The organism is Micromonospora sp. CA-269861 (genome assembly GCF_050948505.1).
In the GTDB taxonomy this organism is placed as follows: domain Bacteria; phylum Actinomycetota; class Actinomycetes; order Mycobacteriales; family Micromonosporaceae; genus Micromonospora.
The window spans coordinates 3,374,001-3,388,143 of record NZ_CP192014.1 but is presented as its reverse complement, the minus strand read 5'-3'; the positions used below and the strand labels follow the sequence as shown (position 1 = coordinate 3,388,143).

General features: G+C 71.0%; 13 protein-coding genes. 5 read left to right on the top strand and 8 right to left on the bottom strand.

What is annotated here, in order from left to right; all coding sequences use genetic code 11:
* Window positions 1–57 precede the first annotated feature (57 nt).
* Window positions 58–735: a TetR/AcrR family transcriptional regulator gene (locus ACQP0U_RS15715; RefSeq protein ID WP_433320147.1), complete on the top strand. Its 678-nt coding sequence runs from the start codon at window positions 58–60 to the stop codon at window positions 733–735.
* Between the two features lie 39 nt (window positions 736–774).
* On the opposite strand, the gene zwf is transcribed toward ACQP0U_RS15715, so the two are convergent.
* Complete coding sequence (gene zwf / locus ACQP0U_RS15710; protein WP_433320144.1) at window positions 775–2,154, bottom strand: glucose-6-phosphate dehydrogenase; 1,380 nt, start codon at window positions 2,152–2,154, stop codon at window positions 775–777.
* 212 nt (window positions 2,155–2,366) lie between these two features.
* Here zwf and ACQP0U_RS15705 point away from each other — a divergent pair, with 212 nt between their 5' ends.
* Complete coding sequence (locus ACQP0U_RS15705; protein ID WP_433320141.1) at window positions 2,367–3,962, top strand: beta-N-acetylhexosaminidase; 1,596 nt, start codon at window positions 2,367–2,369, stop codon at window positions 3,960–3,962.
* A gap of 235 nt (window positions 3,963–4,197) precedes the next feature.
* On the top strand, window positions 4,198–4,935 hold the full coding sequence (locus ACQP0U_RS15700; protein WP_433320138.1) for an alpha/beta fold hydrolase: 738 nt from the start codon (window positions 4,198–4,200) through the stop codon (window positions 4,933–4,935).
* A gap of 359 nt (window positions 4,936–5,294) precedes the next feature.
* On the opposite strand, the gene ACQP0U_RS15695 is transcribed toward ACQP0U_RS15700, so the two are convergent.
* Window positions 5,295–5,849: a hypothetical protein gene (locus ACQP0U_RS15695; RefSeq protein ID WP_433320135.1), complete on the bottom strand. Its 555-nt coding sequence runs from the start codon at window positions 5,847–5,849 to the stop codon at window positions 5,295–5,297.
* 375 nt (window positions 5,850–6,224) lie between these two features.
* Between ACQP0U_RS15695 and ACQP0U_RS15690 the strand changes: the two genes are divergently transcribed.
* Window positions 6,225–7,214, top strand: coding sequence for a tyrosine-type recombinase/integrase (locus ACQP0U_RS15690; protein ID WP_433320132.1), 990 nt, complete (start codon window positions 6,225–6,227; stop codon window positions 7,212–7,214).
* A gap of 6 nt (window positions 7,215–7,220) precedes the next feature.
* On the opposite strand, the gene ACQP0U_RS15685 is transcribed toward ACQP0U_RS15690, so the two are convergent.
* The 5 genes from ACQP0U_RS15685 to ACQP0U_RS15665 all read right to left on the bottom strand — a co-directional run bounded on the left by ACQP0U_RS15685 (window position 7,221) and on the right by ACQP0U_RS15665 (window position 12,680).
* Window positions 7,221–7,880, bottom strand: coding sequence for a fasciclin domain-containing protein (locus ACQP0U_RS15685; RefSeq protein WP_433320129.1), 660 nt, complete (start codon window positions 7,878–7,880; stop codon window positions 7,221–7,223).
* Between the two features lie 95 nt (window positions 7,881–7,975).
* Complete coding sequence (locus ACQP0U_RS15680) at window positions 7,976–10,075, bottom strand: M14 family zinc carboxypeptidase (RefSeq protein WP_433320126.1); 2,100 nt, start codon at window positions 10,073–10,075, stop codon at window positions 7,976–7,978.
* 114 nt (window positions 10,076–10,189) lie between these two features.
* Window positions 10,190–10,990 carry an MBL fold metallo-hydrolase gene (locus ACQP0U_RS15675; RefSeq protein WP_433320123.1) on the bottom strand — a complete coding sequence of 267 codons (801 nt, stop codon included), beginning with the start codon at window positions 10,988–10,990 and terminating at the stop codon, window positions 10,190–10,192.
* Entirely contained in the window at window positions 10,987–11,787 is an 801-nt protein-coding gene (locus ACQP0U_RS15670; RefSeq protein ID WP_433320120.1) for an alpha/beta hydrolase, read from the bottom strand. The genes ACQP0U_RS15675 and ACQP0U_RS15670 overlap by 4 nt, the downstream gene beginning before the upstream one ends.
* Window positions 11,788–11,900: 113 nt before the next feature.
* On the bottom strand, window positions 11,901–12,680 hold the full coding sequence (locus tag ACQP0U_RS15665) for an endonuclease/exonuclease/phosphatase family protein (RefSeq protein ID WP_433320117.1): 780 nt from the start codon (window positions 12,678–12,680) through the stop codon (window positions 11,901–11,903).
* Window positions 12,681–12,903: 223 nt separating this feature from the next.
* On the opposite strand from ACQP0U_RS15665, the gene ACQP0U_RS15660 reads away from it, so the two are divergent.
* Window positions 12,904–13,632 (top strand): sulfite exporter TauE/SafE family protein, encoded by a 729-nt coding sequence (locus ACQP0U_RS15660; protein ID WP_433320877.1) that lies wholly within the window; start codon window positions 12,904–12,906, stop codon window positions 13,630–13,632.
* Here ACQP0U_RS15660 and ACQP0U_RS15655 read toward each other — a convergent pair.
* Window positions 13,629–14,138 (bottom strand): peptide deformylase, encoded by a 510-nt coding sequence (locus ACQP0U_RS15655; RefSeq protein ID WP_433320114.1) that lies wholly within the window; start codon window positions 14,136–14,138, stop codon window positions 13,629–13,631. The two genes, ACQP0U_RS15660 and ACQP0U_RS15655, sit on opposite strands and share 4 nt — an antisense overlap.
* Window positions 14,139–14,143: the final 5 nt, after the last annotated feature.

Below are 14,143 nucleotides of genomic sequence, written 5' to 3'. Positions count from 1 at the left end.
CGTATACGCCGTACATCTACAACGTATACCGAGATGTGTACGTAGTACACTGGCACTATGAGCAAGGACACCCCACCGCGTCTCGACCCCACCGCGATCGTCACGAGCGCGCTGCGCATCGCCGACACCGAGGGCCTGTCCGCGATCACCATCCGCCGGCTGGCGCAGGAACACGGCGTCACCCCGATGGCGCTCTACCGGCACTTCCGGGACAAGAGCGACCTGCTCGACGCGCTCGCCGCACGCCTGCTCGCCGACATCCGCCTGCCCGAGCCGAGCACCGCACCCTGGGAGGAGCAGGTCCGCGCCATCCTGGCCGCCTGCCTCGCCGCGCTCCGCCCACACCCCACCGTGGCCGGGCTCGTCCCCACCCGCATCCTGCTGTCCGAGCCGGGCCTGATCCTGGTGGAGCGCATCCTCGCCCTGCTCGACGGGGCGGGCTACCCCCCGGACCAGGCCACCGAGATCGGCACCCAGGCCTTCTGCTCCCTGGTGACCCTCGTGGCCACCGAACCCGGCGCCACGGAGAGCACCGATCCGGACACCCGCGACGACGCCGTCCGCGCCAAGCGGGCAGCGCTGCACGCGTTGGCGCCGCAGCGTTTCCCGCACGTCCTCGCCGCCGCTGACGCGCTCACCTTCTGCCGCGACCGCAACGGCTACTACGACCTGGGCCTCGAGTTCGCCGTCGCCGGCATCCGCGGCATCCGCCCGGCGACCCGTACCGACCGATGACACGCGGCCCGCACCGCCCGCGAGCGGTGCGGGCCGCGGCTAGCGCAGGTACGGGGTGTGCCAGCCGCCGGCCAGCCGGTCGGCGTCCGCCGGACCCCAACTGCCCTTCTCGTACGACTGCACCGCCGCCGGCAGATCCAGGATCGGCTCGACGATGCGCCACTCCTGCTCGATCGTCTCGGCACGCGCGAAGCGCAGGTGCTGCCCGTCCATCGCGTCGTCGAGCAGCCGCTCGTACGCCTCCTGTCGGCGCCCGAGAGCCGCGCCGAAGTCGACGGACAGGTCCACCGGCCGGCTCGCCACCTCGGCGCCCGGGCTCTTCGCCTGGATCGACATCGTGATGCCGTCACCGCGCCCGAGGCGGAACCGCAACAGGTTCGCGGCGGTCGCCGTGCCCCGCTCGGCCGGGATCAGCGAGCGCTGCGGCTGCTTGAACTCGACCACGACCTCCGTCGCCGTCCCCGGCAGGGACTTACCGGTGCGCAGGTAGAAGGGCACACCCGCCCAGCGGGGGGAGTCGACTGTCAACCGGGTCGCCACGAACGTCTCGGTGTTCGAGTCGGCCGCCACGCCCGGCTCGTCGCGATAGTCGGCGTACTGCCCCCGGACGGTGGACTCCGGCGACAGCGGCGCGATCTGCCGCAGCACCGCGGCCTCCGCCTCCCGGAACGCCGCGGTGTCCTCGCTGGCGGGCGCCTCCATCGCGAGGAGCGCGACGACCTGCAGGATGTGGTTCTGCAGCACGTCCCGGGTCGCGCCCACCGTGTCGTAGAACCCGGCCCGGCCCTGCGTGCCGAAACCCTCGGCGAGGGTCACCTGGATGTTGTCGATGTGCTCGTTGTTCCACAGTGGCTCGAACAGCCGGTTGGCGAACCGGAAGGCGTAGAGACCCTCGACGGCTTCCTTGCCGAGGTAGTGGTCGATGCGGAACACGCGCTCCGGCGCGAAGGCCGCGCCGAGCGTGCGCTCCAGCTCGCGGGAGGACTCCAGGTCCCGCCCGAACGGCTTCTCCACGATCACCCGACCCCGGTCGGCCAGACCGACGGCGGCCAGGCCCTCGACGACGGAGCCGAACACCGCCGGAGGGATCGCCAGGTAGAAGACCGGTCGCTCGGCGTCGCTCAACCGCTCAGCCAGCCGCTGGTACGTCGTCGGGTCCGCGTAGTTGCCGGAGATCATCGAAAGGTTGTCCGCCAGCCGATCGAAGGTCTCGTCGTCGATCTCGTCGTCCGCCTCGGTGACCGACTTGCGGGCCATGGTGACCAGCTGCTCATCATCCCAGGGGGAGCGGGCCACGCCGATCACCGGGACGTCGAGGCGGTCGCGCCGGGTCAACTCGTACAGCGCCGGGAACAGCTTCTTCGAGACGAGGTCGCCAGTGACGCCGAAGAGCACTACCGCGTCTGAGCGCATGCGCATGGCACTTCCATTCGATCATCTGAACCTGATCTTCCGAACGGACAACGGCACGACCCACTCCGGGAATTCCCCAGCGAGCGGCGTACGTGAGGTCGGCGACAACGCTGTCTCGACGAGCCCTTATGTTAAGGAAGGTTTACAGTGCAGGTGGAGGGCCGGTAGCCTGCGACTCTAATCGACGAAGGTCGATCATGACGAGGCCTGGAGGTACCGTGCGTCGCCGACACACCACCACACGGCTGCTGGCCCTAGCCGCACTCGCACTACCACTCATCCTGCCCGCCACACCCGCCACCGCCGCACCCACCCCACCAGCCCGACAACTCAGCGACGTCATCCCCGCCCCTGTCGAAACCCGACCCGACGCGCACAACACGTTCCGGATCACCCCCCTGACCGTCATCCGCACCACCCCCGGCTCCACCGCCGCCCTGCGCATCGGCCAGCAACTCGCCACGACACTGCGCCCCGCCACCGGCCACCCCCTGCCCGTCCTGCCCGTACGCTCCACCCCGCTACCCGAGATCGCCCTGCTCATCGGAGGCGCCGACAACCGCATCGGCCAGCAGGGCTACCAACTCGACGTCACCCGCCGCGGCGTGACCATCCGGGCCAACACCCCCGCCGGACTGTTCGCCGGCACCCAGACACTGCGTCAACTCCTCCCCGCCGAGATCGAGGCCCCCGACCGGCAGCGGACCACCTGGACAGTCCCCGGCGGACGCATCATCGACTACCCACGCTTCGCCTACCGCGGCGCGATGCTCGACCTCGCACGGCACTTCCACACCGTCGACGACATCACCGCCTACGTGGACCTGCTCAGCCAGTACAAAATCAACTACCTGCACCTGCACCTGACCGACGACCAGGGCTGGCGCATCCAGATCGACTCCTGGCCCCGCCTCACCACCGTCGGCGGCGGACCCGGCACCGGAGTCGACGGCGTCGGCCCCGGATACCTCACCAAGGCCGACTACAAGGCCGTCGTCGCCTACGCCGCAGCCCGACACATCACGATCATCCCCGAGATCGACATGCCCGGGCACACCAACGCCGCCCAGTCGACGTACCCCGAACTCAACTGCGACGGCATCGCACCGCCACCACGCACCGACATCGCGGTCGGCTACAGCTCCCTCTGCATCAACGACGAACTCACCTACCGATTCGTCGAGGACGTCATCCGCGAACTCGCCGCCATCACGCCCGGACCATTCCTGCACATCGGCGGCGACGAAGCCCACGCAACCACCGACGAGGACTACCGCACCTTCATGAACCGGGTCCTGCCCCTGGTCGCGAAGTACGGCAAACGCGCCTCCGGATGGAACGAGATCACCCAGGCCGACACCACCACCGACCACGTCGCCCAGTTCTGGGGCACCGGCACCACCAACACCAGCCTGGTCGCGGCCGCCGCCCGCGGCACCAAAATCATCATGTCCCCGGCGAACAAGGCCTACCTGGACATGAAGTACGACGCCAACACCCGCCTCGGCCTACGCTGGGCCGGCCTGATCGAGGTGTCCGACGCCTACGGCTGGGACCCCGCCACCCGCGTCACCGGCATCGGCGAGAACGCCATCCTCGGCGTCGAGGCCCCACTGTGGTCCGAGACGCTGCGCACCCTGGACGACATCGAATACATGGCCTTCCCCCGCCTGCCCGCGATCGCCGAACTCGGCTGGTCCACCTCCGCCAGCCACGACTGGGAATCGTTCCGAACCCGGCTGGGGGAGCAGGCACCCCGCTGGCGACTGCAACAGGTCAACTTCTACCCGTCCCCGCAGGTGCCCTGGCTCTGAGCCGTACCCCGTCACACGCTGTTCGTGGGCACCGGCCGACCCGGCCGGTGCCCACGACGCTCAGCGACCGCAGACGGTGCCCAACGCCGTCAACGACGGGTGGCGCACGCCGCCCCGCCCAACCCGCGCCGGGCATGAGACGTTGGAGCACCCAACCATCTCCAGCGAGGATTCCTCCGTGCACCTGGCGTTCGACCACACAGCGCAAACCGGACCAGCGGTGGTGTGCCTACCCATGTTCAGCACGAGCCGCGCCGCGACGGCCGCCGCCTTCAGCCCCGCCCTCGCGGGCGCGGGCCTGCGAGAGATCTACCTGGACCTGCCCGGCCACGGAGACAGCCCCGCAGACTGCCCACCCACCTCCCAGGCGGTGCTGGACACCGTCTGCGTCTGGCTCGACCACCACCTCGACGCGCCAGTCCTGCTCGCCGGAGCGTCCTACGGCGCGTACCTCGCCGCCGGCATCGCCCGCCAACGACCCGACCTCGTGAGCGGACTGCTGCTCGTCTGTCCCGGTGTCACCATCGCCCGCGACAGCCGGGACCTGCCCGCCGACCCACCGCTCGAAGCCCCGCCGGGCTGGCTCGACGCCGCCCCGAACGCCCTGCACACACACCTCGACGCCGCCCTGGGCCACCGCACCCCGGCCGTCGTCGCGACGGTGCTCGCCGCGCTGCACTCCGGCGGCCCCGGCGACCCGACATTCCAACAGGAGTTGCAGACCGGCCCCGACTACGCGCTACCCGACGAGAACGCCGAGGTCGTCTTCGACGGCCCGGTCAGCGTGATCACCGGCCGGCAGGACCGGATCATCGGCTATGCCGACCAGTTCCGCGCCATGCGCCACTATCCCCGCGGCACCTACACCGTGATCGACGCGGCCGGGCACTACCTGCCGTTCGAACAACCCACCCTGCTGCGCTCGCTCACCCAGGACTGGCTGCGCCGCACCCGTGGCGTCTCACCCGAGTGACGATGTGTCGCCAGGGGAGGGGCGAGACCCGACGGCAATGACGTTCGATGCGTCTAGCGTCGGCAGAATGTTGCCCACTCGACGGCTGCCGCGGATGATCAATCCGGCAGCCCAGCCAGGACCAGGACGACACTGCGGGACGCACCACCAGTTCCCACCTCGCGTCGACGGTCTGTCGCGTTCACCAGGTACCGATCGCCGTCCGGCGGATCGACCCACGGCAGGATGGCTCGAATCCCGCCAACGTCGGCACCATGCACCACTTCTCGTCGCGTCGGCCCGTCGAAGCCGCGATTCGATAATGTACATTATGTAAAGTAAGCAGTTCTGGTGGTCCCCTCGCCGTCATCCGACAGCGGTCAGTCGCGCGTCAGACCGGGCGGACACGCGTCCTCATCCGGCCCCACGAGGCGCGCGTTGACCAACGGGTTGCGGCGCAGTGCCGCGAGCACCGCGCCGGTGGCGCCGATGTCGGTCCAGGCGTCGTCCCACAGCGCGGAGACGAACCAGGAGTGATCCGCTGGGAAGAACAGGTCGGGCAGCGCCCCGTCGCCGCGCATGTGGCCGGTCCGCCATCCGAGGGCCTGTTCCGGCCCGGCCTCGACCAGCACGTAGTGCCAGCCCCAGTAGAGGGACACCGTCGGCGCGTGCGGGAAGACGACGTCGTGGACGCCGGTGTCGAGGAAGCCCAGCCACCAGGGCTGATCGGCGGTGTGGGTGGCCAGCTCATTGATCACGGCGCGTTCGTGGGCGTCGAAACCGACACCGTCGGGCGGGTAGAAGGTGCCGTAGGCCTCGAATACCGGCGGGATCGCGGTGGTGACCGAGAAGCCTTGCGTGGTGCGCCCGGTGAGCCAGGCGACGTCGCTGGCCGTGCCGATCCGCCAGGTCCGCCCGTCCTTGCTGACATTCATGGGCCCGGTCCGGGTCGTGGCGTCGTCCGCGGTGCGGCTGACGGCGGCGGGCGACGCATCCGGAGCCCACCCGGGTCGGCCGGCGGGCCGCCACTGGTGCCCTGCGGAGCAGACCAGGTCCGTCGGACCGTCCAGGTCCCTGTACACCGTGGGCGTGCCCGGTCGACCGCAGGTGGGACAGGTGGCCGCGGACGACGTCATGTCGCGCACGATACGTGCTCCTCGATCAGCTCCGGCGGTTCTCGCGGCGGCGCACCGGCGCGGCATCGCCTGCGCGCGGAATGCCCTGCCTACCAGCGGGGCAGCCGGGATGTGGTCCTCTCCCCCTCGCTCACCCGCTTCCCGGAAACGCGAAAATGCTGCATAATATCCCTTATGCATGACAAACAGGACGAATCGCTCGGAGTGTTGATCGAGGAGTTCCTGACCGCGCGGGCCACCCGCAAGCCCTCCCCGCACACCCTGGCCGCGTACCGCAGAGATCTGCACGCCGTCGCGGCGCTGGTCGCGGAGGCCACTCCCCTCCCCCTGGACTCGCTGTCGATCACGGACCTCTCCCCCCGGGTGATGCGGGCGGCGTTCGCCCGGTTCGCCGCTCCCCGGGCGCCCGCGTCGGTGCACCGGGCCTGGTCCACCTGGAACAGTTTCTTCACGTTCCTGGTCGCTGACGGGTTCGTGGCGGGCAACCCGATGCCGGCGGTCGGGCGGCCTCGGGCGCTACTCCCCCAGCCGAAGCCGCTGCGCGGTGCGGACACCCCCGAGGTGCTGCTCGCGTCCGCCGCGCGTGACGACGGTCGGCAACGCGACCCGTGGCCGGAGCGGGACGTGGCGGTGTTGGCGGTGGCGCTCTGCGCCGGGCTGCGCCTGTCGGAGCTGCTGGCGCTGCGCGTCGACTCGCTCGGCGGTCGGCCCGGTGAGCGGCGGGTCGAGGTGGTGGGCAAGGGCGGGCGGCCTCGGGTGGTGCCGATCGAGGCGGATCTGGACCGGGTGCTGCTGGACTACCTGGACAGTCGGGTGCGGCGTTTCGGTTCGCGGTCGGTACGCCCGGGTTCGGCGCTTCTGGTGGATCGGCAGGGTGAGCCGTTGCGCCGTGGTGGCCTGCAGTATCTCGTCGAGTCGTGTTACCGGCGGGCGGGCATCGGTGACCGGGTGCCGCGTGGTGCGCGGCTGCACGCGCTGCGGCACACCTTCGCGACCCGGTTGGCGGAGGACGGTGCGAGCGCGGCGGAGATCATGCGTTTGTTGGGGCACGCGTCGTTGGCGTCGTCGCAGACGTACATCGAGGTGACGGCCGGGCAGCAGCGCGATGCGGTGCGCGCCAACCGGACCAACCGGGCGTTGGCGGGTCTGGTGCCGCCGGGGTGAGCGTGGTCAGTGTGCGCGGTGGCCGGTGCCGTCGGCGGTGACGGGTAGTGGGCCGAGGACGGCGTTGATGATGTGGATGCGGGCGTTGGTGGCCTGGTAGTCGGCGCAGACCGTATCGGCGCGGTCGCCGAGGCGGGCGGTGGGCCCGGTGCGGGTGACGGTGACGGTGGTGCCGTCGAGGGTGGTGGCGGTGCCGGCGGTGGTGAGGTCGGCGATCGGGTGGGTTCCGGTGATGAGGTGGGCTTTCAGCAGGGTGCGGAGCTGGTCGGTGTGGTGGGTCATGAGGTCGTCCCAGTTGTCCTCGGAGAACGTGGCGGCGAAGGCGTCGTCGGAGGGTGCCAGGACGGTGACGCCGGTGCCGGCGGGCAGGTCGGTGAGGACGCCGCTGGTGCGCAGGGCCGCTTCGAAGGTGGTGAGGGTGGGGATCCAGCGCAGCGCCTGGTCGACGGGTTGACCGGCGAGGAAGCTCGGGTTGCCGGGGTCGGTACCGGTGGGCAGGGCGGCGCAGAGTGGTCCGCTGACCTGGGGTGCGGCGGCTTCCGTGTGGGGAGTTGCGGGGTTGCCGGTGCAGGCGGCGAGCAGCAGTGTCGGTAGGAGCAGGCCGAGAGCCCGTCGGGCGCCGTGCGGTCCGCGGGTTCGTCGCGGTGGGGTGGCGGGGTGCGACACGGCGGCCTCCACGGGTGCAGGGGTTGGCGGGTGGGAGGTGCCGGCGGCGCGGACGTGGGCCCGCGCCGCCGGCGTGACGGCTGGCTAGTGGTGGGTCACAGGGCGGCGCACTGGGTGGTGCGGGGGCCGTGGACGGTGTTGGCGATGCCGAGGTTGGTCGGGGTGGGGTTGTTGGCGGTGCAGTTGAGGGGGCCGCGGATGGTGGTGCCGGCCAGCACCGGTGTGTCGGTGCCGGTGGTGTTGCCGGACAGGTTGACCGGGCCGGCGATCGTGGCGTCGATGATGGAGATCGCGTCGGTGGTGTTGGTGATCTGCAGTGGCCCGTTGACAGTGGTGTCGGCGAGGAGGACGCCGGCGGCGCGGGTGGCGTTGACCGGTCCGCTGATGGTGGTTCCGGTCGCGACGAGTGCCGCCGCGGCGCGGACGGTGACCGGGCCGTTGATGGTGGCGTCGGCGGCGCAGGTGAAGCCGGAGACGACGAGCGGTCCGTTGTGCCGGCCGGTGAGGGTGGGGTAGACGCGTTCGCCGTCGGTCAGCTTCTCCACGCCCTTGGTGTCGAGCAGCAGCGGGATGAGGCCGCGTTCGGGCTGGTTGAGGGGTACGTAGTAGCCGTCGCCGGTCTTGATGACCTTCCAGCCGTGCGCGGCGATGCGTTGCGCCACTGTGGTGCCGACGCCGCCGGGTCCGTCGGTGCGTGCGCCGTTGTACTGCGCGTCGGTGAGTTTGTAGGCGCAGGGCGCGTTGTCGAGGATCAGGTCGGCGGGGGGCGCGTCGAGTGGTGGTGGGCTGTCGCCGGGGTGCGGTGCCGGGTGGGCGGGGATGGGGCGGGAGCCGCGGAAGACCAGCCGGCCGGTGTTGGCGGCCTGGGATTCGATGGCTTCGGTGCGGGCTTGCAGGATGTCGGCGCGGTCGGCGCGGTGGTAGTCGAGGAACTGGTGGAAGGTCCACAGGGCCGAGTAGGTCTTGCGGCGTCGGTTGTTGGCGGTGTTGCCCTCGTCGGGGCGGGTCTGGCCGCCGGAGCTGCGCAGTTCCAGCAGGGAGTTGGTGACGTTCTTGAGTCCGAGGGTGTTGCGCAGGATGGTTTCCTCGCTGAGGCCGACGTTGCCGCCGCCTTCGCAGCCGTAGGGGCAGGCCCACCAGCCGGCTTCGGCGCCCTTGGTGTACATGTGGCCTTCGATCATGTCCTGGGACTGGTCGAAGATGGGTTGGGCGACGTTCTGGTGTCGTGGTGGCAGCATCGGCAGGTCACCGGCGCGGGAGTTGCCGAACTCGTGGCCGTCGTAGCCGGCGACGGGTCGGTAGTCGCGGACCATCTTGATGTACGCGGTGGTCTCGGGTTGGCGGATCAGGGAGTAGTCGCGGTTGAGGTCCTGGCCGGTGGAGTTGCCACGGGTGTTGTTGGCGCGGCCGTCTCCGTTGATGGTGGGGACGATCAGGACGGTGGTGTGGCGGAGCAGGTCGGTGATGCGGGGGTCGGTGCTGAAGGCGAGTTGGCGGGCCATGATGAGGCAGGCTTCGCGGTCGCCGGGTTCGTTGCCGTGCACGTTGCAGTTGATGGCCACGGGTGCGGTGGCGGCGACGGCTGCGGGGGTGGCCGGTGGGGTGGGGTGGCCGATGACGAGCATGTTGATGGGTCGGTTCTGCACGGTGCGGCCGAGTTCGACGACGCGTACGCGGTCGCTGAGGGTGTCGATGGCGGCGGTGTAGGCGTACTCGTCGGTGTCGCTGGTGTATTGCGCGGCGTGGGTGGTTTCCCATTGGGTGCGCAGGTCTTGGCCGGGGGTGTCGGGGTTGCCCCAGGGTGCGGTGGTGGTGGCGGTGACCGGGTCGGAGTAGGGCTGTTCGGTGGTGCCGGTGCGGGCGCGTACGCGCCACTGGAAGGTGTCGCCGGGGTTGTAGCCGGCGTCGGCGAAGGTGGGTGCCTGTTGGTTGATCTGGCGGTTGGGTCGCCAGATGCCGACGATGGTGGGTGTGCCGGTGGGGGTGTTGTCGGCGTCGACGGGTGTGCGTTCGATCTGGTAGTCGGTGGCGCCGTCGACGGGTTGCCAGGCGAGGGTGGTGTATCCGTCGGCCTGGTGGGCGGTGAGGGTGGTGACCTGGCCGGGTGGTGCGGCGTTGGCGGGGGTGGGTGCGGTGGTGAGGGTGATGGCGATGAGTGTTGACACGGCGATGAGGGTGGGTCGCTGGCGTCTCATGTGGCCTCCGACGAGTTGATCGTGGCGCGTATCGACCAGCATGATCGTCGGAGTTCGTCGATGCAATGATCTTGAGGGAATCTTGCGACTCGGTGGTCCGCTCCCCCGGGTCGGTCAGGTGGGGACGGTGGTGGGTTCGCCGGGTGGGAGCCAGCGGACGCTGTCGCGTACCGGCGCTGGGGCGGCGGCGAATGCCCGCTCGATGATCTCGCGGGGCTCCTGGAAGTGTTGCCAGCCCTCGTAGTGCACCGGGATCGTGGTGTGCGGTCGTACCGCGGCGCACAGTTGGACGGCTCGCCGGGCGGTCATCGAGTAGCGCAGGGGCCCGGTGAGCGGGAACCGTACGCCGCCGAGGTGCAGCAGCACTGTGCCGACCTGGATGCGGGCGGCCGTGGCGCGTACCCGGCGGGTCAGCACTGTGTCGCCGGTGATCCAGAGCGCGCCGTGGTGTTGTCCGTCCCAGCGCAGGGCGAAGCCGATGACGTCGCCGACGATGGGGCCGCTCAGGGGCGGGCCGTGCCGGCAGGGGGTGGCGGTGACCTCGATCGTCGGTCGGTCGGGGTGCGTGAGCCGGGTGGTGTGCCCGGCGCGCAGGCCCCGGGTGTCGGGGCCGAGCCGGCGTGCGCCGGATTCGGTGGTGAGGACGGTGCCCGCGCCGCTGAGCAGCGCCCGGCCGGCGTCGTCGAGGTTGTCGCCGTGGTGGTCGTGGCTGAGCAGCACCGCGTGGATCGGCCCGAGGTCGGCGGCGGGGATCGCCGGGCCGGTGATTTTGCGTGACGAGGTGCCCCAGCCGAAGGTGTAGCGCCGCCCGGGTGGGTCGAACGTCGGGTCGGTGAGCAGCCGCCACCCGCCGACCTCGATCAGCGTGGTTGGGCCGCCGATGTGGGTGATCCGTGGCGACGCGGTGGTGGTCACCGGGCGTGGCGCAGGGCCCAGTCGAGGGCGACGTCGGCGATGCGCTGCCAGCCCTGCTGGGCGGGCAGCAGGTGCGCGTACCCCTCGAAGAGCTCGACCTCGGTGATGGTGTCGCCCTTGTAGTGCGCGGCGTTGGAGCGCTGCACGCTGGGCGGCATGATGTGGTCCTCGGAGCCGGAGATGAACAGCAGTGGGGCGCGTTGGTCGTTGTGGTAGTTGACCGCGATGTCCTGGGGGCCGGGCAGCAGGTTGGCCAGGACGCTGTCCCAGAGGATGCCGCCGGCGGCGGGGATGGCGTAGCGCTCGTACAGGGCGCGGGCCTCCTGCTCGTCGAACGTGTTGGTGAAGGCGTAGTTCCACTGCTCGAAGGTGAACCCGACGGCGCGGTGCCGGTTGGCGGGGTTGCGCAGCACCGGGAAGGTGGAGCGCAGCTGCGAGAACGGGATGTTCTTGACGCCTTCGGTGGGTGCGGAGTTGAGGGCGACGGCGCTGGCGCCGTACCCCCGGTCGAGCAGCACCTGGGTGAACGCCCCACCGGCGGAGTGGCCCATGATGATCGGCGGCGTGGGTAGCGCGGCGACCACTTCGGTGAGGTGCGCGATGACCTGCGGCGCGGTCAGCGTCTCCAGGGGGCTGGGGTCCGCGTTGACCGCCTCGACCTCGCCCTCCAGCCCGGGGTAGGTGGGGGTGAGCACTCGGAAGCCCTTGTCCTGGTAGTGGGTGACCCAGTGTTCCCAGCTGCGGGGGGTGACCCAGAACCCGTGGATGAGGACGATCGTGTCCGGCCTGTCGCTCATGGTCAGCTCCGTGTTGTCGGGGGTGGCGATGGCGCGCAACGGCGGTGGTGTCGGTGAAGCCTCACCTTAGACATTCGCGACCCACGATGGCGGATTATCCCGACTGACGGTTGTCAGCCGAGGTCGACCAGCAGCGGGCGGTGGTCGGAGATGGTCGACGCCGGCGCGGTGACGGCGCGTACCGGTGGGAGGTCGGCGAGGGCGTGCCGGTCGGCGAGGATGTGGTCGAGTTGGACGCGGGGCTGCCCGGAGGGGTAGGTGGGGCGTCGGCCCAGGGGGTGCCAGCCGGAGATGAGCCGGGCCGCGCCGGCGGGCAGGTTGAGGTCGCCGAGCAGGACGCGGGGGCCCGGTAGCGCGCGCAGGGCGCGGACGGTCTGGCGTAGTTGGCGGGCGTTCCAGCCGGGCACGAAGGACAGGTGGGTCGCGGCGACGGTGAGGGGGCCGTGGGGGGTGTCCAGGACGGCGGCGAGGACCACGCGGGGTTCGTCGTGCAGCAGGATGAGGCCGCCGCGGGGGCCGGGCACGTAGACCGGTGAGCGTACGGGTGCCGGCTTGAGCCGGGTGACCTGCCAGCTGCGGACGGGGTGTCGGCTGATCAGCCCGATGCCGTAGCAGGGTTCGCCGTGGCCGTCGTCGTCGTGGCGCAGCGGGCGGAACTGTTCGCCGGGGGTGCCCACGACGGCGGCGGCGAAGCGGTGGTGCGGTGCGTCGAGGGCGCGGGCGGCGATGGCGGTGAGGTCGAGGTTGCCGCTGCGGTGTTGGTCGCGGTCGACCTCCTGCAGGGCGAGCACGTCGGCGTCGAGGGCGCCGATGGCGGCGGTGAGTCGGTCGGAGTCGACGAGCCCGTCGGTGAGGGATCGTCCGTGCAGCAGGTTGAAGGTGGCCAGGCGCACTCCTGCACCTTACGTCCCCGTGGCATGGTTGCCGGGTGGTGAAGGTGTTGCTGTGCTCGGTGCTGGTGTTCGTGGCGGTCGGGGCGTTGGGGGTGTGGTTGCGGCGTACGCGGGGTCGTTGAGGTGAGGCTTGCCACTTCAGGGCCGGTCCGCGCCGCCCGGGTGGGGAGAATTGCCGCCCGTGGACGCCGTAACGCTGAGTACTCTGCTGGCCGCCGCGGCGATGGCCGGGTGGGTCGATGCCGTGGTCGGTGGTGGCGGGTTGTTGCTGCTGCCGGCGTTGCTGGTGGCTGCCCCGGGGTTGCCGGTGGCCACCGCGCTGGGCACGAACAAGCTGGCCGCGATCTTCGGTACGGCCACGGCGGCGGCGACGTACGCGCGGCGGACCACGATCGACTGGCGGGTGGTGGGGCCGGCGGCGGGGTTGGCGGTGCTCAGCGCGGGTGTGGGTGCCGCGCTCGCCGGGGCGGTGCCGGCGTCGGCGTACCGGCCGGTGGTGTTGGTCGTGTTGGTGGCGGTGGCGGTGTTCGTGCTGCTGCGCCCCCGGCTGGGGGTGCTGCCGGTGCCGCAGCGACGGACGCCGGTGCGGGTGGCGGCGGTGATCGCGGTGGCCGGGGTGGGGATCGCCCTGTACGACGGGTTGATCGGTCCGGGCACCGGCACGTTCCTGGTGTTGGCGTTCACCGCCCTCGTCGGCGCGGACTTCGTGCACGGCTCGGCGATGGCGAAGGTCGTCAACGCGGGGACGAACCTGGGCGCGCTTGTGGTGTTCGGGGCGACCGGGCACGTGTGGTGGTTGCTGGGCGCGGGGATGGCGGTGTGCAACATCGCCGGCGCGGTGGTCGGGGCGCGGATGGCGTTGCGCCGCGGCGCCGGGTTCGTTCGGGTGGTGCTGCTGGTGGTGGTGGTCGCGTTGGTCGCGAAGCTGGGCCACGACCAGTGGGTGGGCTAGCCGCGGCGGCTGGGTGAGTCGAAGCGCCCGGCGCGGATCTCGCGCAGGGCCCGGCGGCGGGTGTCGCCGCGCAGGGTGTCGACGTAGAGCCGGCCGCCCAGGTGGTCGGCCTCGTGTTGCAGGGCGCGGGCGAGGAATCCGCTGCCGGCGATGGTCAGCGGCTCGCCGTGCTGGTCGACGCCGTGAGCGGTGGCGTGCAGGGCCCGTACGGTCGGGAAGTACAGCCCGGGGATGGACAGGCAGCCCTCCTCGTCGTCCTGGAGCTCGTCGGACAGCTCCAGGGTGGGGTTGATGAGGTGTCCGCGGTGCCCGTCGGCGTCGTAGACGAACACCTGGGCGCTGACGCCGATCTGCGGTGCGGCGACGCCGGCGCGGCCGGGGGCGCCGAGCAGGGTGTCCATCAAGTCGGTGACGAGGGCCCGCAGCTCGGCGTCGAACGTGGTGACCGGTTCGCATCCGGTGCGCAGGACAGGGTCGCCGATGATCCGGATGGGCCGCATGGTCATGGGGG